Source organism: Streptomyces sp. 3330 (assembly GCF_031456635.1).
GTDB lineage: Bacteria > Actinomycetota > Actinomycetes > Streptomycetales > Streptomycetaceae > Streptomyces.
Genome location: NZ_JAVDVA010000029.1, coordinates 55,793 through 81,048 on the forward strand (window position 1 = coordinate 55,793; position 25,256 = coordinate 81,048).

19 protein-coding genes, 1 tRNA gene and 6 pseudogenes are annotated in these 25,256 nt (G+C 67.8%); 17 read left to right on the forward strand and 9 right to left on the reverse strand.

All coding sequences use genetic code 11. The annotated features are described in order from the left end of the window. The first annotated feature begins 583 nt into the window (after positions 1-583). From J2X68_RS34015 to J2X68_RS34070, 12 genes are all read left to right on the forward strand, one after another. Positions 584-1,159, forward strand: coding sequence for a hypothetical protein (locus J2X68_RS34015; RefSeq protein WP_310436463.1), 576 nt, complete (start codon positions 584-586; stop codon positions 1,157-1,159). Next, positions 1,105-2,001 carry an ATP/GTP-binding protein gene (locus tag J2X68_RS34020; RefSeq protein ID WP_310436464.1) on the forward strand — a complete coding sequence of 299 codons (897 nt, stop codon included), beginning with the start codon at positions 1,105-1,107 and terminating at the stop codon, positions 1,999-2,001. Before J2X68_RS34015 ends, J2X68_RS34020 begins: the two co-directional genes overlap by 55 nt. An 81-nt stretch (positions 2,002-2,082) precedes the next feature. Beyond that, entirely contained in the window at positions 2,083-2,727 is a 645-nt protein-coding gene (locus J2X68_RS34025; RefSeq protein WP_310436479.1) for an SAF domain-containing protein, read from the forward strand. Continuing rightward, positions 2,727-3,554 (forward strand): hypothetical protein, encoded by an 828-nt coding sequence (locus J2X68_RS34030; RefSeq protein ID WP_310436465.1) that lies wholly within the window; start codon positions 2,727-2,729, stop codon positions 3,552-3,554. The genes J2X68_RS34025 and J2X68_RS34030 overlap by 1 nt, the downstream gene beginning before the upstream one ends. Then, positions 3,544-5,055 (forward strand): CpaF/VirB11 family protein, encoded by a 1,512-nt coding sequence (locus J2X68_RS34035; RefSeq protein WP_310436466.1) that lies wholly within the window; start codon positions 3,544-3,546, stop codon positions 5,053-5,055. Before J2X68_RS34030 ends, J2X68_RS34035 begins: the two co-directional genes overlap by 11 nt. Then, positions 5,052-6,002: a type II secretion system F family protein gene (locus tag J2X68_RS34040; protein WP_310436467.1), complete on the forward strand. Its 951-nt coding sequence runs from the start codon at positions 5,052-5,054 to the stop codon at positions 6,000-6,002. The genes J2X68_RS34035 and J2X68_RS34040 overlap by 4 nt, the downstream gene beginning before the upstream one ends. After that, the gene (locus J2X68_RS34045; RefSeq protein WP_310436468.1) at positions 5,999-6,883 is read left to right on the forward strand and encodes a type II secretion system F family protein; all 885 of its coding nucleotides are present in this window, start codon (positions 5,999-6,001) and stop codon (positions 6,881-6,883) included. Before J2X68_RS34040 ends, J2X68_RS34045 begins: the two co-directional genes overlap by 4 nt. A 57-nt stretch (positions 6,884-6,940) precedes the next feature. Beyond that, positions 6,941-7,168: a hypothetical protein gene (locus tag J2X68_RS34050; protein WP_310436469.1), complete on the forward strand. Its 228-nt coding sequence runs from the start codon at positions 6,941-6,943 to the stop codon at positions 7,166-7,168. 14 nt (positions 7,169-7,182) lie between these two features. Next, a complete protein-coding gene (locus tag J2X68_RS34055) occupies positions 7,183-7,590 on the forward strand; it encodes a TadE family protein (RefSeq protein WP_399041514.1) in 408 nt (135 codons plus the stop codon). Then, a complete protein-coding gene (locus J2X68_RS34060) occupies positions 7,587-8,048 on the forward strand; it encodes a pilus assembly protein (RefSeq protein ID WP_310436470.1) in 462 nt (153 codons plus the stop codon). The genes J2X68_RS34055 and J2X68_RS34060 overlap by 4 nt, the downstream gene beginning before the upstream one ends. Next, the gene (locus tag J2X68_RS34065; protein WP_310436471.1) at positions 8,048-8,500 is read left to right on the forward strand and encodes a Tad domain-containing protein; all 453 of its coding nucleotides are present in this window, start codon (positions 8,048-8,050) and stop codon (positions 8,498-8,500) included. Before J2X68_RS34060 ends, J2X68_RS34065 begins: the two co-directional genes overlap by 1 nt. After that, positions 8,500-11,955, forward strand: coding sequence for a LysM peptidoglycan-binding domain-containing protein (locus J2X68_RS34070; RefSeq protein ID WP_310436472.1), 3,456 nt, complete (start codon positions 8,500-8,502; stop codon positions 11,953-11,955). The genes J2X68_RS34065 and J2X68_RS34070 overlap by 1 nt, the downstream gene beginning before the upstream one ends. A 347-nt stretch (positions 11,956-12,302) precedes the next feature. On the opposite strand, the gene J2X68_RS34075 is transcribed toward J2X68_RS34070, so the two are convergent. Then, positions 12,303-12,602, reverse strand: coding sequence for a DUF5133 domain-containing protein (locus tag J2X68_RS34075; protein WP_310436473.1), 300 nt, complete (start codon positions 12,600-12,602; stop codon positions 12,303-12,305). A 508-nt stretch (positions 12,603-13,110) separates the two neighbouring features. Between J2X68_RS34075 and J2X68_RS34080 the strand changes: the two genes are divergently transcribed. Next, complete coding sequence (locus tag J2X68_RS34080) at positions 13,111-13,242, forward strand: hypothetical protein (RefSeq protein WP_310436474.1); 132 nt, start codon at positions 13,111-13,113, stop codon at positions 13,240-13,242. Positions 13,243-13,706: 464 nt separating this feature from the next. On the opposite strand, the gene J2X68_RS34085 is transcribed toward J2X68_RS34080, so the two are convergent. Next, positions 13,707-13,780 (reverse strand) — tRNA-Met (locus J2X68_RS34085). A 64-nt stretch (positions 13,781-13,844) separates the two neighbouring features. Between J2X68_RS34085 and J2X68_RS34090 the strand changes: the two genes are divergently transcribed. The 3 genes and pseudogenes from J2X68_RS34090 to J2X68_RS34100 form a co-directional block, all read left to right on the forward strand. Further along, positions 13,845-14,354, forward strand: coding sequence for a hypothetical protein (locus tag J2X68_RS34090; RefSeq protein WP_310436475.1), 510 nt, complete (start codon positions 13,845-13,847; stop codon positions 14,352-14,354). A gap of 405 nt (positions 14,355-14,759) precedes the next feature. Then, positions 14,760-14,939, forward strand: a pseudogene (locus tag J2X68_RS34095) (dTMP kinase); the annotation flags it as partial. Between the two features lie 189 nt (positions 14,940-15,128). After that, positions 15,129-15,944, forward strand: a pseudogene (locus tag J2X68_RS34100) (SDR family oxidoreductase); the annotation flags it as partial. 62 nt (positions 15,945-16,006) lie between these two features. Here J2X68_RS34100 and J2X68_RS40355 read toward each other — a convergent pair. The 6 genes and pseudogenes from J2X68_RS40355 to J2X68_RS34125 all read right to left on the reverse strand — a co-directional run. Next, positions 16,007-16,324: pseudogene (locus J2X68_RS40355) on the reverse strand (DUF6417 family protein); the annotation flags it as partial. Between the two features lie 665 nt (positions 16,325-16,989). Next, a pseudogene (locus J2X68_RS34105) lies at positions 16,990-17,960 on the reverse strand (transposase); the annotation flags it as partial. 96 nt (positions 17,961-18,056) lie between these two features. Next, positions 18,057-18,538 (reverse strand): annotated as a pseudogene (locus J2X68_RS34110) (diadenosine tetraphosphate hydrolase). Positions 18,539-18,642: 104 nt separating this feature from the next. Next, entirely contained in the window at positions 18,643-19,026 is a 384-nt protein-coding gene (locus J2X68_RS34115) for a DUF6009 family protein (RefSeq protein WP_310436476.1), read from the reverse strand. Positions 19,027-19,186: 160 nt separating this feature from the next. After that, entirely contained in the window at positions 19,187-20,716 is a 1,530-nt protein-coding gene (locus J2X68_RS34120) for a phage/plasmid primase, P4 family (protein WP_310436477.1), read from the reverse strand. Beyond that, positions 20,713-21,756, reverse strand: coding sequence for a bifunctional DNA primase/polymerase (locus tag J2X68_RS34125; RefSeq protein WP_310436480.1), 1,044 nt, complete (start codon positions 21,754-21,756; stop codon positions 20,713-20,715). The genes J2X68_RS34120 and J2X68_RS34125 overlap by 4 nt, the downstream gene beginning before the upstream one ends. Before the next feature lie 1,646 nt (positions 21,757-23,402). Between J2X68_RS34125 and J2X68_RS34130 the strand changes: the two genes are divergently transcribed. Continuing rightward, the gene (locus J2X68_RS34130; protein WP_310436478.1) at positions 23,403-23,654 is read left to right on the forward strand and encodes a hypothetical protein; all 252 of its coding nucleotides are present in this window, start codon (positions 23,403-23,405) and stop codon (positions 23,652-23,654) included. Between the two features lie 345 nt (positions 23,655-23,999). On the opposite strand, the pseudogene J2X68_RS34135 reads toward J2X68_RS34130, so the two are convergent. After that, positions 24,000-25,256, reverse strand: a pseudogene (locus J2X68_RS34135) (hypothetical protein); the annotation flags it as partial.

Here is a 25,256-nt window from a genome sequence, read left to right on the forward strand (position 1 = left end):
ACTACGAACTGGAAGACCTCAACGCACTCCGTCGCAGGTTCCCCTACCGGCGCGTCACCCTCGACGGAGACGTGATCACCGTGTGGCCATCCTTCACAGGACTCGAGCTCGAGCCGGGCCCGATACACCACCAGCCACACATGGAACAGGGGCGGCCGGTCCGTTTTCCGCATCCCATTCCGGCCACATCGCGCCAGGCGCCCCAACAACCCCACGAGTCCCAGCATGTCCCAGCCAGTCGCCCGACCTAGAAAGCCGCCAACCAGGGACCGCCTGAGCACCACATGAAATCACCTCAAACCGGCTCGCGACACAGAGACACCGAGCAAGGACGGACCTCCGCCGCAACGCATCGGGCACCTCAACTTCACAGCCAAAAACACAACTCACCAAGCAGACTGACGAACAAACACTCGAAACCGGCCGCAGGCATATGCGTAACTTGCCACCACGCAACGCACCACTGCGCCCGACCCGGCCGCCGACCTGGACTGCCTGTGCGTAGGCGCCCGAAGCAGCGGTCGTACCGCACCGCGTCGTACGGGGAGACAACGTGACTGCAACACAACCGCGCTCTTCACGAATGAGCACTACCGCTGTTCGCACCCGAAAGCACGCAACTGCCTTGCTTCTGGCAGGCAGTCTGGTGACGCTGGCCGGTTGTAGCGACAGCAGCAGCGATTCGGATGTGTCACCGTCTAAAAGTCCCACTCGAACGGCTGGTGCGCCTTCTCCCAGTTCCACCACTAGCGCCGAGGACGCCGCTGTCATAACGGCATACACCCGCTCGTGGGAAGCGAAGACCGAGGCCTATCAGAAGGCATCTTCGGCGGGCACCGACGTGAAGAAATACACGACTTTCAAAGCTCTGGCGGACATCGAGCGCAACTTGGCGGCTCTGAAGAAGGCCGGTCAGGTGACCACCGGGAAGCCGGTACTCCACCCGGAGGTCCTCCAGGTGACCACCGCAGAGATCCCCAAGGCCACGGTCGCGGACTGTGTGGACACCACGAACTGGACGCTGGTCGACGAGGCCACGAAGAAGAAGGTCCCGCTGCCGTCGGAGCGGCTCATCAAATACGTCAGCACCGCAACGCTGGAAAAGTGGGGGACGAAATGGATGGTCACCGAGTTAACAGCTCAAGATCAAGCCTGCTGACCCGGCGCATCACCGTCCTCACTGGCTCCCTGGTCCTGGCCACGGCGGGCACCGCCTACGCCGACGACCCGGACGTCGATGCCGGAAAGTGCCACGTCGTCGAGTTCTGTGTAGGCGTCGGCGTCGATGACGGCTCCAACGGCAGCGGTGGGCAGGCGGGCGGCTCCCAGGGTGGCGGCGACAGCAGTGCAAGCGGTCTGAACTGCACCTATACCAAGATCGAGCCGAAGCCGCCGGCAGAGCACCCGGCGTGGAATGGCAAAGACCCCGAGAAGTACGACATGTATTTCATGTCATGTTCGGACGGCGGTGTGGACAACCCTGCCAGCTTCGTCGTCGTGCCGGAGGGCCAGCCTCCTGTGCCGCAGGTGGACCCCCGGGAGTTGGCCCAGCGTGCGGTCGATTCCATGACGCTGCTCGGCCCGGACATCGCCAGCCCGCGCGCGGCCGGGAAGTACACCGTGGGTGTCCCCATGTGGATGTGGGTCAACCAGGGCGCCACGACCTACGGACCGAACACCGCATCGGCGTCGGCCGGCGGGGTGACCGTCACCGCAACGGCCAAGGTGTCGAAGATCGTCTGGCACATGGGTGACGGTGCCTCCGTGACATGCAGCGGCCCAGGCACGTCCTACCAGGCATCCGCGGGCATGACTCAGTCGCCGACCTGCGGACACGTGTATTCCAAGACCTCATCCACCGCCCAGACCGGCAAGTACCCGGTGACCGCGGCTTCGACGTGGACGATCGACTGGCAGGGCGGCGGACAAGCCGGCCAGCTCACCGAAGTCCGTCAGACGAACGTGCAGGTGTCGGTCGGTGAAGTACAGGTCGTCAGGTAGCGCCGCCGGAAGGAGAGAACGGTGAGTAAGACCCAAGAACGATTAGGCACAGCCCCGAACGGTCTCCTCCCGCAGGGGCGCGTGGCCCCCGCGGTCGCTCCGCCCCGTGTGTCGGCTCGCAGGCGTCGACCAGGTGTCATCGCCCTGTCGTTGGCGCTGATCGCCGCCGGAGGTACCGGTGTCGCCGTCCTACTGATACAGGTCGGCAACCGCACCGAGGTGGTGACCGTGGTGCGCGACGTCCAGGTCGGCCAGGTCCTCACGGAGGACGACTTGGGTAAGGCTTCCCTCGCTCTGGATCCCGCCGTCAAGGCAGTGCGCTCCGACGAGGTGGACTCGGTGGTGGGGAAACGGGCCGCGGTGGAGCTCAAGTCTGGTTCTCTCCTCGCCCCCTCGCAGGTGACGAAAGACTCGCTGGTGAAGGCCGGCGAGCAGTTGGTGCCGATCGGCCTCGAGCCCAAGCAGATCCCCGCCACGGCGCTGGTGCCGGGCCAGAAGGTTCAGCTCGTGCACGTTCCCGTCCAGGGGGCGACGGACACCGGCGAAACGTCCGATGCCACGCCGCAGACCATCAACGGCCGGGTGGTAAAGGCATCCGGAGCAGCTCCCGGCACCGGAATCGTGGTGGTCGACGTCGCCACATCTGCCACAGACGGTCCCACGGCTGCCGCATGGGTAGCCGCCGGCGCCCTGCGCCTGGTCCTCGCCGCCCCGGACGGTAGCTGATGGCTGTCATCGCGCTGGCGGGATGCAGCGGTGCGCCCGGAGTGACCACGAGTGCCCTGGCCTTGCTGCTGTCCTGGCCGCTGGAGCCGGGTCGGCGGATGATCCTGGCCGAGTGTGACCCGGACGGCGGGTCTGTGCTGCATGGGCTGCTGCAAGGCACGCTCGGGGACCGTTACGGGCTGCGGAATCTCTCGGTCGCCGCCCGGCAGGGCGACCTCGGCAACGCCTTCTGGCGGCAGCTGATTGACCTCAGCAGCGAGGACGGCAAGAGCGAGGCATCGCACGACCGGCTGCTGCTGCCGGGCATCACCGATCCCGCGCAGGCGGCGAGCTTGGGCTCGGTGTGGAAGGCCCTGGGGGTCATCTTCCGTGGCATCGCGGCCGAGCACGGTCACGACGTTCTGATCGACCTCGGCCGCCGGGGGGCCTTCGGGCCGTCCGGTGTTCTGGCCGAGCAGGCTGACGCCGTGTTCGTGGTCGTGCGCAACACGCTGCGCTGCCTGCAAGCAGCAGAGGGCCGGGTGCGCGCGCTGGAGGAACGGGTCGGCGACGTAAGCGTGGTGATGATCAACGAGGGGCCGTACCCGGCGGGCGAGGTGCAGCGGGTGCTGCAAGTGCCTGTCGTCGCGACGCTGCCGTACGCGCCGAAGGACGCCCTGGTGCTGTCCGACGGCGGCGAACAGCCGCGCCACTTCACCAAGTCAGCGTTGATGAAGGCGGCAAGAACGGGGAGCACGCTGCTGGTGCAGCGGGCTTCCCTGCGGCGGGCTCGCCTCGATCCGGCCGGCGTGGGTATCGCAGGAGGCGAGGTGACGCGTGCGCGGTAAGCCCCTGCACACCGATCCCACGGTGGCCCCGGCCCCCGGCCGCCCTCAGCCGGGCCGCCTGCCGGCGTGGCACCACCAGACGAACGGTGCGGTTACCTCTGCCGGGGCTGCCTCAAGTACGAAGGCGCTGGGCGCCGTCGTGCCGCAGTTGGCTGTCGACTACAAGGTCGCCCGGCATATCGCTGCGCAGGTCGCCAAGCAGCGCGAGGAGTTGCTGAAGACGACACCGGACATGGACCGGGCGAGCGAGGAGCAGCGCTGCCTGGACTGGATCAACGAGGCCGTCGCCCTGTGGTCGGATGCCCAGGCGATGGTGCCGCAGGAAGACGAAGCTCTGCGGCGTGCTGTCTACGATCTGCTCTTCCGTGCTGGTCGGCTCCAGCCGTATTTGGACGATGAGCGGGTCGAGGACATCATCATTCAGGGCCCGGGCAAGGTGTGGCTCGACTACGGCGACGGCGTGCGCCGCCGGGTGGGCCCGATCGCGGACTCCGAGGAGGAACTGCTGGAGTTGCTGCGGGAGTTGGCCCGCGGTTCCGGGCACAACGAGCGCACCATCTCCACTGCGAACCCCACCCTCGCTCTGTCCCTGCAGGACGGTTCCCGTCTCCAGGCCATCACGGGGCTCGGCCCGATGACCTATGCGGTCATCCGCCGGCACCGGGTCTCCCACGCGAATCTTGACGACCTCGTACGGCTGGGCACCATCGACCCGATCCTGCGGGAGTTCCTCGGCGCGTGCGTGCGCGCGGAGAAAAACATCATGATCGCGGGGAAGCAGAAGGCCGGGAAGACCACCCTCCTGCGGGCGATGCTCAAGGAGTTCGACCCCGAGACTCGGTTCGCGACCATCCAGACCGAGGACGAGCTTTTCACCCACGCCAACGGCTATCACCAGCAGGTCGTCTCTCTGGTCGGGCGCGAGTCCAACGGGGAGAAGGACGTCACCGGCCGCGGCGCCGGCGAGGTCACGCTGTTGGACCTGATGCACCCGGCGCTGCGGATGTCGCTGGAGCGGATCGTGGTCGGCGAGGTCCGCGGCCCCGAGGTCGTGGCGATGATGCAGGCGTTGACGAACGGCTCGGGCGGCAATCTGTGTACGATCCACGCGCGTCGCCCGGACATCGTCTTTGACCGGATCGCCGAGCTGTATGCGCTGGCCCAGGGCAACTTGTCCGAAGCGCTGGCCTACCGGCAGACCGCCAACGGCCTGGACTTCATCGTCTACGTCGACATGACGGACGAGACGCAGATCGGCGGCCGCCGCCATCGTTACGTCTCCCACGTGCTGGAGCTGACCGGGATCGGCGAGAACGGCCGGCCGGCCACGAACACGGTCTTCTCCCCCGGCAGCGAGTTCGGTGACCTTCGGGCCGTACCGCGGATGGACCCGGGCTGCGTCGACGACCTGCGCCGCGTCGGCTTCGACTCCTCTCTCCTGCAGCAGGCTTACGGGGCCTGGCAGGCGCCGCTGCCTCTCTTGGTGGAGGCGCGCCGATGACCCTGCTCTGGGGCCTGCTGTGCGGCATGGCCGTCATCGGCGGGCTGATCGGCGTCGTCGGCGGGATCGCGGGAACAACGGCGCCGCGCCGGGCCCCGCTGCGCCAGCGGTGGCAGGCCCTGCGCGCCCGGAAAGACCAGGGTGAGGATGCCCGGCTGCGTGGGCGGACCCTCACGGTCGCGGCCGTTTGCGTCTTCGCGGCTGTCTGGCTGGTTTCAGGGAACTTCGTGGGCGGCGCGCTGCTGGGCGCCTCCGTCATCGGTGTGCCCTGGCTGATCGCCCCGGCCCAGATGGCGCAGGACCGCATCGGCCAGCTGGAAGCTTTGAGCGAGTGGACCCAGCGCCTGGCCGGCCTGCTGCGCCTCGGCATGGGCCTGGAGCAGGCGATGATGACCAGCCGCAAGGGCGCACCGGACGAACTCGCACCGCAGATCGTCGCCCTCTCCGACCGGCTGCGCTTGGGGTGGCGGCCGGAAGGAGCACTTCGCGCGTTCGCCGACGAGCTGAACGATGTGACGGCAGACAAGGTGATCGCCGCGCTCATCCTGTCGGTCAACGACCGCGGCCCGGGACTGGCTCAGGCGCTGGAGGACCTGGCGGGCACGGTTCGCGACGAGGTCGCGAAGAAGCGCGCCATCGAGGCAGACCGGGCAAAGCCGCGGACCACGGTGCGGTGGATGACCGTCATCACGGTGGGCGTCGTCATGGGCGGGTTCTTCGTGCCCTCCTACACCAAGCCCTACTCCACCCTCCTGGGACAGCTGGTGCTCGCTTTGCTGACAGCCGGGTTCATCGGGGTCCTCGCCCTGATGCGGCAGCTGGGATCCTTCCGGCGTATCCCCCGATTCATGATCACCGATTTCTTCAGCACGGTCCGGCTGCCCCCGCCCGTCACGGAGCCGGACGCGCCGGTCGCCGGGCATGAGCCGGAAGGAGTCACCTCATGAACGTGCTCCCCGTCGTGGCAGCCGGCAGTACGGTCGGCGCCGGCCTCGCCCTGCTGGTGCGGGAGCTTCTGCGCCCCCAGCCCGCGTTGGGGCCAGCCCTCGCCCGCAGCGCGCCGGCCGCGTTGACCAGGCCCGCACCGGAACAGGACCGTGAGGAGGTGTGGGGCCGGTGGCTGCTGGTCCGTCTCGAGCGCCTGCCCGGCGTCCGGATCCCCACCACCGACCTGGCGCTGATCGGCCAGGGGCCGGGCCAGTTCATGCTCAAAAAGACGGCGCTCGCCGCACTCGGCCTGCTCTGCCCGGTGATCGCAACGATCCCGTGGATCATTGCGGGTGCCTCGCTGCCGTTCTACATGCCCGCCGGCGTGGGACTGATCATCGCGGGGCTGTTGTTCATCACGCCTGATCTCGCCGTGCGCGACCAGGCCAAGCGGGCGCGGGAGGAGTTCGCGCACGCCCTGTCCGCCTACCTCGACCTGGTCGCGCTCAAGCGGGCCGCCGACGCCGGCCCCGCAGAAGCGTTGGAGAAGGCTGCCGAGGTCGGCTCCGGCTGGCCGTTCCTGTATCTCCAGGGGGCGCTGCGCCGGGCCCGGCTGGAGAAGATCCCTCCGTATCAGGCGCTCACGGAGCTGTCCGCCGAGTATGGCCTGCCCGTTCTGGACGACCTCGCCGACATCATGCGGGGCTCGGCCACCGACGGCGCGGCCGTCTACGCGGCGCTGAGGGCCCGCAGCGCCGCCCTCACCACCGAACTGCTGGCCTCTCAGAGCGCGGAAGCAAACGCCGCCAGCGAAAAGATGACCGCGCCAGGAGCCCTGCTCGCCGTGCTGGTCATGCTGCTGATGGCCTTCCCCGCTGTGATCCGCATGCTCACCGTCTGACCCTGTCCGCCCGTTCCATCCCAGCCTTTTTGTTGAGCCTCATGTGGAGGATCCCCAGTGAAGTACACCGCAGACCGCTTACACATCGCGCTGACCAGAGCAGCCGGATGGATCGCGTCGCGTATCGAGGAAGGCCAGCTGGAGCGCGAGCGCCGCCCGGACAGCGGCGACATCAGCATCACCACCGTCATCATCTGGGTGGCCGCCGTCACCGGCGCCGTGCTCATCGCCGGGACCATCGCCGTCGTGGTTGCCAAGTACAACGGCAAGCTCTCCGGCCTGTGACCGTGATAGGGCGGTTGAAGCACTGGTGGCAGAAGAACCGATGGAGTGACGACCGCGGAGACACCTCCATCCAGATGGCGATCATCTTCCCGTTCGTTCTCCTTGCCACGGTGGCCGTCATTCAGGCCTCCATGTGGTTCTACGCACGGCAGATCGCTCTGACCGCTGCTCGCGAAGGCCTCACCGCGGCCCGCTCGTATCAGTCGAGCCCCGCCGACGGTGCGGCCCGCACGCGGGAGGTGCTCGCCCGCACAGCAGGCGACAGCCTGGTCGGCTACAGCATTTCGGCCGGCAGCGACGGGCAGCGGGTGCGGGTGCAGGTTTCCGGGACGGCCATGTCGATGATCCCGGGCATCTCCGGTCTGCAGGTGACCCAGTCGGCGTCCGGCCCCGTGGAGCGCTGGACGGGGCCGGACGAATGAACCACGTCCGGTACACGTCTCGATGGGCTCGCAGACTCCGCGGCGATGAGGGCAGCGTCGCCATCGAAGCAGCCGTCATCGTCCCGTCGCTGATCATGTTTTTGTGTCTGGCCATCGCCGGCGGACGCATCGTCACCTCCGGCTCGAAGATCGACGCTGCTGCGGAGGATGCGGCCAGGGAAGCCTCCATCCACCGCACGGCGGCGGCTGCCCAAAGTGCCGCGCATGCGGCGGCCGCCGAATCGCTCAACGATCAGGGGATCACGTGCGCGTCGACTTCCGTCAGCGTCAGCACCGGCGGCCTGAGCGTCCCCGTCGGCCAAGTGGGCACCGTCAGCGTGACCGTGACCTGCACGGTCAGCCTGTCGGACCTGCTGCTGCCGGGCGTACCCGGGACGCGGACGCTCACGTCGACGGCGACCTCGGTGGTGGACCAGTACCGGCAGCGAGGCGCGTGATGTTCTTCCGGACGAGGGGGCTGCGCGGGAAGCAAGGGGGCGACCAGGGCGGCGTCACCGTGTTCGTCGCCGTATGCGTCATCACGCTGATCGGGATCATCGGCGTCGCCGTCGACGGCGGCAACAAGATGCGGGCCACCGAACGCGCGGACTACATCGCCGGGGAAGCCGCGCGGGCCGGCGGGCAGGCCATCGATCCTGCCGACGCGATCAGCGGGAGGGCGGCCGTCGTGGATCCTCAGGCCGCGGCCGCCGCAGCCCAGACCTACCTGCGCTCCGCCGGTGCCACCGGCACGGTCAGCGTGTCCGCCGACGCCAAGACCCTCACCGTCACGGTCACCGGCTCCTACGACACCAAGTTCTTGTCGGTGGTGGGGATCGGCTCTCTGCCGGTGTCCGGCCACGGCAAGGCCACCCTCCTGCACGGCGTCACAGCTCCCGAAGGAAACTGATGCGCACCAGCCCCTCCCCCGCCGCAAGCGCCGGCCGCACCCTGGCGCGGGTCCTTAAAGCCGTGCTGAGCCTGCTAGTCCTGGCAGTCGCGGTCGCCGGGCTGCCGCTGCTGCTGGCCTGGGCCACCCCGGTCATCTGGGCTGCCACCCATGACGACCTCACGCACCTGCTCGACCGGCAGGACACCGGCAGCGTGTTCCTGCTGCTGCTCGTCGCGGTGGGCTGGATCGGCTGGCTGCAGTTCACGCTCTGCGCCATACACGAGCTGATCGCACAGGTGCGGGGCCGGACCTGGCACGCCCCGCGCGGGATGGGCGCCTCGCAACGCGCCGCGGCTCTCCTCATCGGCAGCATCCTGGTGCTGCTGCCCACCAGCTCGGCGCTGGCCTCCGACGCCCAGGCCGCCCCAGCCGCCACGGCGACCCGTGTCCCCGGTCTGGCCCAGGCCCAGGCCGCCGGGACCGAGCAGGCTCAGGCGCCCGCGTCAGGCAGGCCTGAGTCCCGCACAACGTACACGGTGCGCGAGACGCGGCCCGCGGAGAGCCTGTGGGGCATCGCCGAGAAGCAGCTGGGAGACGGCGAGCGGTGGCGGGAGATCGCCGACCTGAACGAGGGCCGGACCATGGCCGACGGCACGGTCTTCCGCGCGAACAGCTTTCTGCAGTCCGGCTGGCGGCTTCAGATGCCCGAGACCGCCTTGGCCGCGGGAGGCGCCCGTACGCAGCTGGGTGACAGTGCCCTGACTGCCGACGAGAAGGACGGGCACTTGGTCACGGTCCACTCCGGCGACTACCTGTCGAAGATCGCGGAGGAAGAGCTCGGCGACGGAAACGAATGGCCGCAACTGTTCGAGGCAAGCAGGGGCAAGCCACAGCCGCACGGCCTGCCCGAGATCACCGACCCCGACGTCGTCTACGCGGGTCAGCAGGTCACCGTGCCCGGTGCCGAGACCGGCCAGCCATCCGGAGAGGGGGATCAGGGTGAGGAGTCCGGCGGTCAGGAGACCACTCCCCCGGCCACGCAAAACCCCGACGGCACGCAGAAGCCGGGCGACGGCACGGGGGATGCACAGGCACCCGTTCCCGGCCAGAGCGTGACGCCCGCACCGCAGTCGTCGGCGCCCAGCGCGCCGTCCAGCCGTCCGGCCGAACAGCCCGGGCAGGAGCAGGCCTCTCCGTCCGCAGCGGCATCTGCGACGCCTCAGCCCAGCGCCAGCGCTTCGGCTTCGGCTTCGACCACATCCCCGTCGGCGTCGGCGGAGCCGTCCGGATCCGCTGCCTCCACCACCGCTGAAGCGCCCGAGACTCCGGCGACATCGCCGGCCGGCAGCCCGCTGAACCTGCGCGTCGTGCTCGGCGCCGGCGCGCTGCTCGCTGCCGCCATCACCGGTGCGCTCGCCCTGCGCAGGACGTTGCAGCGTCGGCGCCGCAAGCCGGGCGAGAAAATCGCCATCGCGTCGGAGACATCCGCCGCCGAGGCCCAGTTGGCGGCGGCCGCCGAGCCCGGCGGTGCTGCCCGTCTGGATGTGTCGCTGCGTACCCTGGCCCACCACGTGGCCCGGCAGGGAGAGGACGCGGTCCTGCCCCCGTTGCGGGCCGCCCGCGTCGGAACCCGCACGGTGGAGGTGCTGCCCGAGAACCTCGCCCAGGAACCGGTGGCCCCCTTCACCTCCGGGCAGGGCGGCTGGTGGGTCCTTCCCTCTGATGCCGCGCTCCTGGACGACGAAGCCGCCCGGGACGTACCGGCGCCCTACCCGGCGCTGGTCACGATCGGCAGCACCGAGACGAGCGATCTGCTGCTGCTGAACCTCGCCGGGCTGCCCGCGCTCCTGCTGGACGGCAACCCGGTCCACATCACCGAGGTATGTGCCTCGCTCGCCCTGGAACTCGGGATGAGTCCGTGGGCACCCGACGTCGAGGTCGTCACCGTCGGGTTCGGCGAGGACCTGCCCCAACTGCTGCCCACCGCGCGGATCGCCCACATGCGCCAGGCCGCGCACGCGCTGCGCGATCTGAGCGAACGCCTGCTGGAAGCGCACCAGACGCCCGAGAACCGGCATCAGCCGTACCTCGTGCTGTGCGCGGCATCCCTGGACGAGGACACGGCCTGGCAGTTCGCCGACGTCATCGACCGGGCGGGGCTGGTCCCCGTCACCCTGATCGCCCCAGCGAGTACGGCGGCCACCCGCTTCCCAGAGGCGGAGATCCTCAACGCCTCCCTCAGCGAGCCGCAGACCCTCGACTACGCCGGCACCGACGTCACCGTGCAGCGTCTGGAGCACGCCGCCTACCTGCAGATCACCACCGCGCTGAAGGTCTCCGGGCAGCCCTCCCACCCGGCCGAGGGGCCCTGGCAGGACGTCCCGGACGAGCTCGACAGCAGGCAGCCTTCACCGGAGAAACCGACCGCGCCCACCCCCGCCGCCCCGATCCCGTCACGGACGGACACAACGGAGGTGAGCGGTGAGGTCTTCCCAGCCCTGCTCGCCGCCAGCACCGATCCGTCCGGGCTCCGTCTCCACTTCCCCGCCGCGCCGTCATCCGGGCTGAGCAACGACGCTGGCCCTGACACGAGGCCTTCCATGCCAGCATGCGCGAGTGCCGCAGACTCCACTGACGCGGCAGAGACAGCGGCTGCGGACGGTTCGGCGGCCGCAGTCGAGGAGCCCGCCTCGGCGGAGGCGGAAGAGTCCAGGGCGCACGATCTGCACGCCCCGGAGATCAGGGTCCTGGGTCCGGTCGAGGTGACAGGCGTGGCCAGCACGGGCCACGGCCCGAGGATGGCGCAGCTTGCCGCGTTGCTGTATTTCCGGCCGGGGCGGAGTGCGGATGTCTTGTGTTCGGACATGGATCCCGACAGTCCGTGGTCGACGGCCACCCTCAACGCGAGGATGCAGGGCCTGCGGAGCTCCCTGGGCAGCGACCCGTCCGGCAATGTCTACGTGCCACGTCGTAAGGCGGGCGAGGACCCGTACCGGCTCGCTGCCAGCGTGCGATGCGACTGGACCCGATTCCTCCAGCTCGTCGAACGCGCCCTGCCGCTGGGGCAGTCCGGCCTGCCCGACCTGGAGAAGGCGCTGACGCTGGTGCGGGGCAAGCCGTTCGGCGGACGGCCGCTGCCCTGGGCCGAGCCCTCCCAACAGGAAATGATCACGCGGATCGTCGACGTCGCCCATACAGTGGCCACCTACCGCATCCCTTCAGGCCCTCACCAGGACCTGAATGCCGCGCGCCGGGCCGTCTCGACCGGTCTCGACGTCGACGATTCGGCTGAACTCCTCTACCGGGATTGGATGCGTCTCGAGGCTGCCCGCGGGAACCGCTCCGGGCTGCACACCGCGATCACGCGCGTGCAGCAGGTCAACCGGGCGTTGGACTGCTCGCTCGAGATGGAGACCACGCAGCTCATCAACGAACTCCTCAACGGCTCGGGCACCGCACGCAAGGCGCTGTAGCCGAGTAGTGGCGAGCGCCCCGATGCTCCGATCACCGCAGGCGACGTCCATGCCCACCAGATGTAAGGACGTGGGAAGGGGGCGGCCGCCGGCAGGAATCGTGGACGGCGACGCGTTGACAGGACCCGCCGCCCCCATGTCTCCCCATTCGGTCATCGCCGACCGCGGCCTTCTCGGCGACCTTGAGACCTTGGCCCTCCGCCCCATCCCGATCGCGATCGGGATCGGGATCGGGATGGGGCGATCGACTGGTTCCGCCTGGGACCAGCCGGAGTAAGGCATCTGGAAGACCCGGGGCGGGCGTCAGGACTTCACCTACGGGCAAGTGATGAGCGGCGGGCACGTGCTCAGCGGTGAAAGGGCAGTCGTCGTGTCATGGCGTCGGCCAACTGCCGACGGGCCACAAACAGGGCCGCATCCAACTGGCGGGTGCCGGTGACCACGCACAGCGTGTACGTCGCATCCTCAAGTCGGCGCGCGACCTCCGGGCTGCCTCCGGACACTGCATGCCGTCTGAGCGTCTCGCACCGCTCGACCAGCTCCCGCAGAAGCGAAGGGTGTGCCATCAGGTTCATGACCGCCTCCAGTGCCAAACCATTGGGACCGTCCAGCGCATCATCCCAACGGTCGCAGCCGTCAGCGTCCACTGCACCTTGAGGATCATGAGTGGCTCGGGATGCCACACGCTCGCCGCAGCCGCAGCCGCAGCCGGCATGGGTCGGCCCCGCTTTCCGGCGAACGCGGTCCGCCGTTGCACTCCTGAGGCGGCACCCTCCGGCGTATCCCTGTCGATGTCGGCGGGCAGCCCTTCGCCGGCCTGTAGGAGAAGGCGAGCGGGCGTTCAAAGGAACCGGCCGGGCTGCCGCAGCCGCGCACAAGTCGACGTTCCGCTGGGCATGTCCGGCGGGTGGATCCGGAGGGCCGGAGCATGAGCGATGGTGTCTGCACCGGTGTGGCGGTGGCGGGTGTCACTGCCGCGTACGCACTGGTTTCGCGTCGTCTCTCCTCGGCGCTGCTGTTGTCGGCGATCGTGTTCGTCGGTTGAGGGATCCTCATCGGGCCGGCCGTGCTGGACATCATCGACCTGAAGCGCGACACCGCGCCGGTCATCGCCCTTCTCGAAGCCGCACTGACCTGGGTCTGTTCACCGATGCCATGACGGTCCGCAGACGTGACCTCACGGCCAGGGGCTTTCTGCCGGGCCGTCTGCTGAGCATCGGACTGCCGCTGAGCATCGGGGCGGGCTGGCTGCTGGCCTGGCCGTTGCTGCCGGGGCTGACGGTGTAGGAGCCCGCACTCGTCGGCGCGATCCTCGCACCCACCGACGCCGCCCTGGGCAAGACCGCCATCTCCACCCGGGTCCCGGCGCTCGTACAGCGCGGACTGAATGTGGAAAGCGGCCTGAACGACGGCATGGTGTTGCCGTTCTTCGTCCTGTTCCCGGCCGCCATTCCGGGCACGCATTATGCGGAGGAGGGGGCGGGGGGTTACCAACGCGGTCACCCAAACGGACAGCCGCCACATCCGCATCGTCGTCCGCGATGATCCACTGGGCCATGGCTAACAAAATGTCCCGCGAACTGACCGGAGAATCCGCACCAACCTGACGAACCGAAACGGACATTCCACGCATACCGGCGTGAATCTTGATCAGATGCTCACCTACTGCTGTCAGCCGCAGGACCGGCATATCCCGCCTATGGTGGAACAACGCGAGAGGGACCCGGTAGATGCCGGGTCCCTCTCTTTCGTAGCGGGGACAGGATTTGAACCTGCGACCTCTGGGTTATGAGCCCAGCGAGCTACCGAGCTGCTCCACCCCGCGTCGGTGATGCCACTCTACAGGGGTTCCGGAGGCCGGCCGGAGGCTGTACGTCGAGCACCGAGGCATGGGCACGAGGATGCTGGACGGGCGCCAGGTCGCCGTCATCGCAGCTCTCACCTCTGGCCAGACAAGCCTTGCTGAGGAACTGCTCGCAGTTACCGCAGAGGGAGAGCCGTGGGAACAGGCCGTCGCCGAGTGCCTGATGGCGCTGTGTCTCCGCGACGCGGGCAAACCAGCCCAGGGCGCCTTGACGTCCTTGATGAACACCTACCTGAACCATGAGGCGAAGGCGGGTATGACCGTCTTCGACATCCGTCTCGGGCTCACCGTCCTGGACGCCGTCGGATCAGCTGAGCATCCTGGAGCTCGCCGCCTCATCGACGATCTGTGTCGGCGAACAACGGAAGCCCGCAACGGATACGCGGCCCGCGAAATCCTGGCCCACCCTCTGTTCGACGCGCTCGCGAAGAACACCCAATCGCAGGACTGCGAGGACCTGCTTCGGAGCTGCGCGCTCGACTCGGGGATGCTCCCAGAAGGGCTACACCCTCGCAACCGCTCTGGATGCCGGTGAGATGGTGCTTAGCAACTCATTGGGGTGCCGTTAACGAGCAGCCAACCAGGTGACCAGTATCCCGTGAGTAGCCTTCCGGGCTCGCTGCCGCAGAAAATGCGTGCACCTCACCCGGGAGGCCGGAAGCCACCGCCGCAGTAAATCCGCCATCCACTGCGGCAGTTCCGGACGGCCTACCGCTCTCGGGTTCTGCTCGAACCCGGTTCGGCTGTGCGATTCGCAGGAGAGGGAACTGTCTGTGGCCGTTACAACGCTCTGCGTACACGATGCGGTGAGCTGAGAGGAGTGTCCGGCGCTGGACGATCTGCTGGTGGTGGGGTTCGACCTGGAGACGCAGACCGAGGTCCACATCGGTGACCACCCCCCTGGAACAGTGGCGGGCGCTCGGCTACGGACGGCGATACGGTGATCGAGCCCGCCCTGCTGGCCGGCGAGCTCATCATCAGCGACCGCTACCTGCCCTCCACACTGGTCCTGCAGCAACTCGACGGCGTCCACGCCGACTTCCTGATGGACATCAACCGTCACGTCCCCATGCCAGACCTGGCCATGATCCTCACCGCCGGGCCAGGCCGGATCGCCGCACGCATCGCCGAACCCGGCATCACCCACCGGTGGCATCTCGATCCCACCGGCCCAAGCGCGAGCCCGATGTCCGATACGTCTCGCAGCCGCAGACGTAGCCGCTTCCCGCCCGGCCGGACGATGACGGTGGCTACCCGAACACCGGGTGGCCACCGTCGCGATGAGGCCCACGGGACTACGGTGACGCACATGACGATTCTGATCGTTGGTGGGTCCGGCTTCCTGGGGTCCGAGCTGGTCCGGCAGGCGAGTGCGGCGGGACACACGACAGTCGCGACGTACACGACCAAGGCGGGAACCGCCTCACCAAGCGCGTGGCGCCCGCTCGATCTGCGGGATACGGGAAGCTTGGACGCCATCATGGCCGAGGTGAACGCGCGCGTCGTCATCAACGCATCGAGCGGCGGGGCCGACTGGGCAGTTACGGCAGAAGGCCCCCTCCAGCTCGCCATAGTCGCAGCGAAGCGCGGAACCCGCATGGTCCACGTGTCCACCGACGCGGTGTTCTCCGGCGCCGATCGCGTCCACTACGACGAGTCCTGTCTCCCGGACCCCGTCACCCCGTACGGCGCAGCCAAGGCAGCCGCGGAGACCGGGGTACTCGCGGTGCACCCGAAAGCCGCCGTCGTCCGCACGTCGCTGATCATCGGCCACGGGCGTTCCGTGCACGAGCGCCTGGTCCACCAACTCGCCGCTGGTACGGTCGACGGAGCCCTGTTCACCGACGACATTCGGTGCCCGGTCCACGTCTCAGACCTGGCCGCCGCACTGCTGGAACTGGCGCTGAGCGGCGCTGCGGGAATGCACCATGCCGCGGGATCCGATGCCCTGAGCCGCCACGAACTCGGCGTCCTCATCGCAAGGCGCGACGGTCTCGACGCCTCCCGGCTGCCCGCCGGCCTCCGAGCCGAGAGCACCGTTCCCGGAGCTCTTGACGTGCGTCTCGACAGTCAGACGACCCAACGGTCTTTGCGCACCCCCATGCGCGGCGCCCAAGCGTTCCTTCGCCTCCGGGAGGAGGGGCAGTGTTCCCACCCCTGGCCACCCAAGGTCCACAGCGCAGACGTCTACGACGCCGCGACCACACTGAACTCGGGCAGGAGCGGGCCCATCACGGTGAAGCCGGCCGGCTTCACCCCTCTCATGCCGCCCAGCTCGTAGCCGGTCATGTCGGTGCTCGTGTATGGCCTGCTACGAGGTATGGCATGCCCGACGCGATGGATGGCGCCCTGCACCATCTCACGTGCCAGGCGCAGAGCCTCCCCCTCTGCCGTCCCGTCTTCTTCTGCAACAGTGCACAGCACTCGGAGCAGTTGATGCGCCTCGCCCAAGGTCAGCAGGGGCCGCCGCACGGTGCAGTGTTCCACGGGTGCGAAGTCGATCTCGTCAAGGTCAAGGGGGGCGCATCCTCAGGCCAGCCAGCGGCAGGCCAGCGCCGTCCTCAGGCTCCCCAAGCAGCCTGCCCACCCGACATCACCCAATCAAGCTCATTACCGGCGTGGTCGCGTAGCATTTACATTTGCGACTCCCGCCTTCGCAGGCTCAGATGAAGCCGCTACGGAGTTCTGCGGGCTCCTCACCGCTTTCAATTCTGCTGCCTGCTGAATAAGAAGGGTCTGCTCACGGTTAATACTGTCATGAACATGGCCGATCCGTTGGGCGATGGAATTCCATCCATCATTCACACCTGCACTCATCATTCCTCCAAAATTTCTTCGATCAGTTTTGCGGACGTTGAGGCAGCCTCAGGTCCGGCCAAGCAGTGGATCTATGCGCCTACCGAACACACTGTGTAACAGCGGGACCAGGATTTCCTTCATCTTCCCGATGCCAAGCGCGTGAGCATACTTTCGATTATCTCTACGACCCGCACGCGCATGGAGTTCAATTTTTCTTGTTGTCATGGAAAGAGCAGGTCGAAGCCGCGTCCGGTTCCGGATGAGGGACGATGGTGGAATCAGTAGTCCTGGGCTGCGTCCAGAGGCGAGAAGCTAGGCCCTAGCCTCGATCTTTCTTGACGGTCCGCCGACGGAGTCGGTGGACCGTTTTCATGCAGTGGGCTGAGGCTGGGCAGGCTGCGGGCCCGGACGGCCCGGATGCGGTCCTCGGCCCGGGCCCGCAGTCGGTGGCGGAGCTCAAGCTCGGCGATCGGCCAGCCCAAGGTGTTTGTGGCGAAACAGGTCAGCGGCATAGCGTCCGCATCCGCGAGCCGCAACTGGGCTCCGGGGTGTGGTCGTTCCTTCCTCACGATCAGGCGCGTATGCCCTTGGGCCAGCCGTCCAGAACGCCGCTATTGAGTTCAGCGACCCAGGCGCCGTCACAGATCTCGGCGGCCTCCGTCCAGACCGATGCCGGAACCCTCAGCACATGCTGGTGGATCGCCTCGGTGATCACCATGCCGACCAAGTAGGACAGCCACCGTCCCCGCCGGGCGAGCCATACGACGAAGTCGTGGGTGCCGCCCGCGGATCAGGTCCGGCGCCCGCGCCGGTACTCCTTCGGCAGCTGGGCCAGGGCCGGCTGGACGGCGGTGATGTGGTCGGTGGCCGTGTTCGATCCCGCGTTGCCTGCTCTGAGCAGGGCCGCGACCGGTTCACCTGTGCCGCCCCGTCCTTGGTGAAGAACCCCATCAGCGGTGGTGGCCGTAGGTTCGCTTCCCCGTGGGTGCGGCGTCCTCCTTGCCCGGGTGCGCGATCACCAGCACCCCGTCGAGGTCCACGGTCACCGTCCCGCCCGCATCAAGCGCTGCCCGGCCGGCCAACGGCCAGACATGTCGGCGGACTTCAGCCAGCGCGGCACGGATGGCCCGCAGGGCCCTTTCCCCGGAGGTGGCCAGGGCCTCGGCGAGGCGGGAGACCGTCGGGTCGGAGGCCACCGGCCCGAACACGGCCGGCTTGGGCCCGCAGCAGGGCGACATCCGCGAGGCAGCCCCAGCACGACCGCCAGGGCCACGTCCAGCAGGATCTTGCCCGGATCGTGCACCGCCCGAGCCTTCCGCCACGGCGTCAGCGCCGCTGATAACGACATCGTCCCGCTCAAACGGCTGCAGTGACCATCAGCTGACCGCCTCCAATCACCGGGCCCGCATACCTGAAGGTAAGCGGGTGCCCGCAACAGTCAGGTCGCCGATCCCAGCCGGTCCAGCTCGCTGCCGATCGCCTTCCGCAGTACGTCATGCCGCGGACCGAGCCTGAACTCCTCGTCACTCCACCGTTCACGCGGATAGAGCCACACGGGCTTGCCGACCACATCGGCCGGCTCCCACTCGAACCGGGGCCAGACATGGGCATGCAAGAACGGGTCCGTGTTCCCCAGGATCTCCAGGTTGACCCGGCGAAAAAGCGGGATCCAGCCGCCGACAGGAACGCTCGACGGCTTCAGCGAGCTGATCCATGTCAAACAGGAACGACAGCCGCTTCGCCCTCGGCAGGTCCGACAGCCGCTGCACGTCCGGTTCGTCCACCAGCAGAACCGAGTAACCCCGGCAGGAACTCAACATCCCCGATCACCGCGAACCCCGACGTCGAGCGTCACAGCACGGTCGGGTTCTCGCCCCTCAGCGCAGCCCCGATCCGGTCCATCCGCCAGTCACCAGTCATGTCCGCCTTGACCGAGAAGCCACCAGGCCACCATCAGCCCCACACCCCTCACACCGCCGCCTCCCGGCAAACTCCTCCGTCGGGGCATTTCCCGATCAGGGGCTTCATGTGCGGGTGCCCGTTATGGCGGCGGGGCCCTGTTGTGAACGGGGTGTCTTCTCCCCCACCTTCCTGACGTCGATGGTGCGGGGATCGACGGCCTCGCCGGGGGCGCCTTCTTGGTACAGGCCTTCAGGCTGAGTGTCACGGTCATGCGGGAGGAGGAAGAAGACGCGGCGCCTATAGAGGCCGCTGTCGGGATCAGCTTCGGCGTAATCGTCAAGTTCGGCATAGCCGACCATGCGGCCGTCGCGGGCGTAGCGGGGCTTGTTGCGCCGACGTGGGGTCTTGTCGAGGGCTTGGCGGACATAGTCGAGGTTGTCGGGGTCTTCGAGCCACACCACGTGCGCTTCGTGGGTGAGATCGCCCTCGGTCAGTAGCGAGCTCATGGCTGCTGCCCCTCCTCTGTATACCGGGCCGGACGGCGGTCCGTCTCGTGCACTGGCGTGCTGTCCGTTAGCGAGCCCGGCCCCGCAGGTCCATCGTAAGCCGTACGGGCGGAGGTATGGAGGGGCGTACTGGTGGCGTGCCGGTACGGAAGTCGGTTCATCACGGGGTGTCCAGCAGTGCGAGGCCGGGGTAGTACTTGCGGCCGTTGGATTTGATCATGTCTGCGGGAGAGGCGAGACCGACCTCCTGCCGCACGCGCGTGGCGAAGGCGCGGGCCCCGGCGGGACGGATGCCTTCGCCGACGCTGCACCAGGACGCGTAGGCGGTGTACAGCAGGCCTTGTTCGACGCGCAGGTCAGGCTGGACGTCGAGGTCGCGGGTGCAGCATTCGGTGAGGAAGCGGCCGATGTGGTCCTCGGTGTTCGCGTAGGCGGTGGTGGCGATGCGGACGCGGTCGGGACCTTCGAGGTTGTCGCGGGTGGCGAGATAGCGGCGGGCGCCCTCGATGAGCCACTGCAGAATGCCGGGGCCTTCGTCACGGACGAGTTCAAAGGCCAGGTTGTCGATCTTGCGGTGGTCGGGGACGGTGCGCTCGAAGGGAAGCAGACGGATGCGGCGCCAGAAGGCGAAGCCACCGGTGGAGACTTCGGGGCGGTGGTTGCCGAGCAGCCACAGGTGGTGTGTGGGCGTGAAGGAGAAGTAGTCCTGCCGCATGCGGCGGGCCTTGATCTTGTCCCCGCCGGTCAGAAGCCGGACGCGGGCTTCATCGAATTTGTCGTTGGGCTTGAGTTCACTGCAGACGATGAGCCGGCGCCCGTGGAGCTCGGTGAGCTCGGTGGAGTGCTCGGAGAACGCACCCCGATCCATGAGAAATCCGGGTGGTGCCGCGTCCGCGTAATCACCCAAGATCTGGATCATCGTGTCAAGCAGGACGCTCTTTCCGTTCTTGCCGTGCCCGTGCAGGAAGGGCAGGACCTGGGCTCCGACGTCCCCGGTGATGGAGTAGCCCAGCAGCAGGTGCAGAAAGTTGATCATTTCCTGGCCCTCGGCGTCGTCGCCGAAGGTGTCATGCAGGAAGCGGTGCCATCGTGGCGTCTCGATCGCCTGCGGGGCAACGCTCGTAGCACGGGAGTGGAAGTCGCGGGTGGGGTCGGGCTTGCGCAGCAGCCCGGAGTTCAGGTCAACGACGCCGGCCGGGGTGCACAGCGCGTACGGGTCCCCGTCAAGCGTGTCGGGGTCCACGGAGAGATCCGGGGAGGCCTTGGCCTGGGTGAGAAGAGCTTTCATCCCGGTCGTCGACAGGGTGCGCTTCTTGTGCAGATGGAGCTCGCGGTCGCTGAACAAGCCGCGCGGGTCGGTATCAGGCATGTCCTCGGCCATTTCGCCCGCGGCCCACAGAGCTGCCTTTTCGCCACCGGTGCGCTTCCACCGGTAACCGTCCCAGGAGAACCAGCCCAGGCCTTCGACGTGGCGGAACTGGTCGCGGAAAAGCTTCACGAAGAGCTTGGCGTTGCCCCGGTCGGTAAGTGTCCCGGGCAGGGGTGCCGGCTGCGCCCATGACGGCGCGGCCGCCGGGGAGGTGTGTGCCTGGGCAGGAAGCGCTGCCGGAGGGTGAACTGGATGTTCGAGATCCAACATCTGTTGAGCGGCGGCGCTGGCGTCGAAGCGCGGTGATTCGGCGCTGCTCATGAGCGTCCTTCGAGGTGGAGCGGGCGTGCGGATCCGGCGGCGAGAGCGTCGTCGATGATGCGTTCGTTGCGGGTGCTCTGCCAGGGTCGGGCAGCGGCGGCGGCTTCGTAGAGCAAGGTACGCGCGCTCTGTTCGTCGAGGTGCCCGGCCGCTGCGAGTCCTCCGGCGGTGTAGGCGGCCTTGTTGAGCTTTTCGGTGAAAGACGCGCCTTCGGGCGTGGCCGCGCACTCGGCCACGTCCGTGAGCAAGGGGTCGAGGACGCGCTGCCCGCTGGCGGGGGCGCTGCTGCGGCGTCTGCGAGGGACTGTGGGGCGGGGAAGGACCGCGGGGCGCTGGATCATGTGGCCGGTCCTCACGAGTTCTTCGCCAAGCCATTCGGGCAGTGGGGCGGGCAGCCGCGAGGTGCCCTCGGGCAAATACGTCCCCTGGGGGGTGCGGGTAGTGGGGGCGACGATGTAGCCGCCGTCGGCCCGTACATCGACCTGCCAGGCCAGGGCGACCTTGGCGCTGGATCCGGTCGAGCAGCGGAACCGTGTGGCCGGATGGGGATTGCGGTACCAGACGTGGAGCCCCCCGGACGGGGTACGCACGCGCAGGGTGCTGTGGTCTTCGGCAGGGCTGGGTTGCCCACGCAGCGCCGCGAGGAGCGCGAGTGTGTCAAATCCTGACGCCAGGCCCTGGAGGTTGACGGAATCGTGAATGGGAATCCCTGGAAGCAGCCGGTTGCGGTCAGGGACCGGGGCGGGGTGCGCGTCGATGTCGATCACGACCAGGTCGGCCTTCCCGCAGGCGACCCCTACGCCCCAGGACGAATCGACGGACCACCAGCTTTTGATGAGTGCAACATCGGTCGTCGCCGCGTGGAATCCGTGGCAGGGCCGGCCGGCGGGGAGGCAGGAGCAGTCGGCCGGTGCGTGGTGCTGATCTCTGCATGCCTGGCAGTTCGCGGCGGGGGTCTTGCGGCCTGCGGCCAGAGGATGCACCGGCCATCCTTGCTCGGCGCACCAACGGGCTACGGCATGGGGATTCGTCGGCCGCACAGCTGCTGAGGGCTCTCGCTTCACACCGGGGCCGGGCACGGGCCTGTTCCTTCTGCCGAGGTCTTCGTCCCTCAGTCCCCAACGGCTTGCTCAGGTAGGTCTTGTTGCCGGGCAGGGACCGGAGGGACTGTAGGGACTGTGTTTCCGAAGAGAGTCTAGGACCCTGAGCCAGTGGAAGTGAGCAGCTCCCTCGCGTGGCGGTCTATCAGCTTCCGGGTCCCTACGGTCCCTTCAGTCTCTGGATGGGAGGCACGCGAGACGACTTAGGGCAGAAATGCCCCTTATCTGAGTGCCTGGAGGGACCGGCGGGCCGCCTCGGGTATGCCTGGTTCGGATCGGCGGAAAGTTTGGGCGGGGCTCCGTGAGGACCAACCCAGGAAGAGAACGGAACATGGCCGCTCTTCAGTCCCTCACCTCAGTCCCTGGATATTTTCCCAGGTCAGACCCCGTTCACCCTACCCCAGAGGGACTGTAGGGACTGAGAGATCTAATTATGGGCCAGCAGCCTTACCTATGGCTCATGCGCCCGCGCGTACGCACATACAGAACTGACTCATAATTCCAGACTAGAGTCCCTTCAGTCCCTGATCGGGCATCACTAGGCTCGTGACCTGCATGTTTACCGAGGGACTGAACACAGGGTCCGAAGAACCCCAAACCCTGCTTCCCTCCCCCGCTGGGCGGCCATTGAGCGTTAGTGAGGGGGCCGGAGCAGGCAGCCGTCCTGGCCGAGAGAGCCCGCCCAAGCCAGCGCCCGCCTCCCCGCCGGCGCCTCACACCTGTTGGAAGCGCTGTGCGCAGCGGGGACGGAGGAACAGGCGGCAATTCTGGCCGAGCAAGCTGGCGCTCATGCCTTGCTGGACCCCCCTCAAGCGGGAGCCGCCTGCTGGAGGGCTCTGCAGGACCAGGGGGCATGGCAACAAGCAGCCGTCCTGGCGGAACGCGCCATCACGGGTACTGCCCGACACTCGCACCTCGCTGGCCGCCTGCTGCTGCTGCGGCCGGCCGGGATGCAAGACGAGGTGCTTGCTCTGACTGAACGAGGCGCCGCTCACACAGCCCTTGATGACCCGTACCTCTCGGCCTGGCTGTCGGAAGCGCCAAGAACGCTCAAAGCCACGGTCCAGGTGACTACTCTGGCCGATCGCGCGGCCACCAGCAGCGTCGCCGACAACCCCGACACTGTGGTCCGGCAAACTGCTGGTCCTCAAAAACAGGTGGGAGCGCGAACGGCCACAGCCCCGGCCGAACGGCAGCCTCACAGGTTGCCCTCAACAGCCCCTACACCATGGCACGGCTACTGGAGGCACTGCGGCCCATCGGAACGCCCGAACAGATGGCAGTTCTAGCCGAGCGCACATCCTCGCAAGCGGCCCTTTTAAGCCCTGCCGCTGCACCCCGGCTACTGGAGGTGCTGCGCAATGCCGGGACGCCAGAACAAGTGGCGGTCCTGGCCGCTCGTGCCGCCACGCTCAGCACCCCTGATGATCCGGACACGCTGGCATGGCTGGTGCAGGCACTGTTTCACGTGGGAGCTCAGGAACCCGTGATGATCGTGGCCGCTCGCGCCGCTGCGCACCCCTCGACAACCCCTATGTCCTGATAAGGCTGTTGGAACCGCTGCAGAAGGTACGGCACAGGAACAGATGACGGCCCTAGCCGAACGCATCGCAGTCCACCCTGCCCTCGACGACCCGCGCCATGTGACCTTGTTGTCAGAGCCGAGGCAACGGGTTCAAGCACGCAAACAGGCCACCACCTTGACCGAACGCCTATCTGCTGCAGGGCTATTCGCGATGTACATCGCGATCGGCGACTTCAGCGAGCGTTTCAGATTCGGGCGGGAACCCGATGAAAGCCTCGCGGCCCCCTGGACCTGGGAAGACCTCGATGACTGAGCTGAGCGCGCTCGATGCCGCTCAGCCTTTACCCCCCCTGGTGCCTCGATGGGTGCCGCCAGCATCTGCGCTCCCCTGTGGTGGCACGCTCCGTGTTGAAGACTCCGACGAGCGCACGGGGCACCGGGCCGGCGTTGGCCTCGGAGAACAAAGTTCCAGGCGGCCGCATCAGGCTGATTCTCACGGCTCCCCCATGGCAGACCCCGAGCACCCCTGCCTCCGAGGCACCTGAGTATGCAGGTCTGCGCAATGAACGACGTTGCTGCGCATTCGCCCGCTGGACAGGCAATTCGCTGACTGTGCAAATTGCTGGGGAAGCTGATGCGGGCAGCGTGACGAAGGGGTCTACCGTTGCGCATCGACGCGGTGGCGCATGAGCACCTGCCACCGGCGCTCGAAGTCCACAGCCTCTTCGGTGATGAAGTCGGGGGTGATGGGCTTGTTGTGCTGGCCGGTGATTCCCCGATCTGCGCATGCCTGCGCAAGGTCCGAGTACACAGGGGCTTCGGTGCGCGCCCGCTGCTCGGCCCAGACGTTGTACACACGCCAGCGCAGGAAGTGGCGCCGCAAGTTGGCCGGGCTGATCGGTTTGTTGCCCCGGCCGAGCAGCCCCTTGTCTGCGCAGTAGGCTGAGAGCTCCTTGTCGCTGGGCTCGCTCCCCTTCCGCTCCTGATACTCCATCCACGCGAGGTAGTAGCGGTCCGGAGTGGTGAGGCCGCCTCCGGGCGAGGCTTGCAGCGGCTCATCGACGGGAGCATTCACCCGAGGACCATGCGGTTCCTTCGCCGCTTGCGCTGCAGCGCCGGCAGACGCCGTAGGCAAGCTGCCCGTCTTCGGGAGGGGTTCGTTGGCTTCCTGCCCAACCGGATCGGCGACGCCCTCGGAGGGAATCTTGATCTCGCCGAACTCTCGCTCCTGGAAAGCCGCGACAAAGCCCGCCAGGTCCTCGCCCGTGATCGGGTGACCAGCGTCCCCTGTGATGGTGTCCCGCTCGTACACGTATGCCGCGAGGGAAGCAGCATCGGGATAGGTGCCGCGCTCCTCCGCGAAGCTGGACCAGGCGCTGTAGAAGTAGTCGTCCCAGGACTGGTCGTTTGCCTGCGGCCCTGCGACGCGGGCGCCCTCTACGACGGGAAGCGCATGCCGGATCTGTAGAACCCGGAGCAGGGGCTGCAGCTGCCTTTCGGAGAGTGGTTCGCCGGCCCCGGTGGAGATGCCGTACACGTCGCGCAGCCAGAGCGCCCACTGCGTAAGGGTTGGCTCGGTCTGGAACTGGGTGATGAACGCCTGGTAGGCCTCGCCGAACCGCTCCGCGTCATCGTCGGCGACCCTCAGTTCGGTTGGCCGCGCGCGCACGGCGGCCGCAGACTGCCTCGGGCGCAGCTCGATGCTCGGTGGTGCGGCTATGTCCGGCTCATGCTCCAACGCGGTCTCGAGCGTGGACCCTTCGTGCTGGGCGACGACAGGAGGGGGAACCTGCTCGACGGTAAAGATGATCGGCGGCTCGTCGATGCCCGCCGCCGCCAGACCCGCCGGGGCGGTCTCCGCCAGCGGCACGCCGTAGCGGGCCAGCCGCAGCGGCATCAGCGACTCCACCGGGGC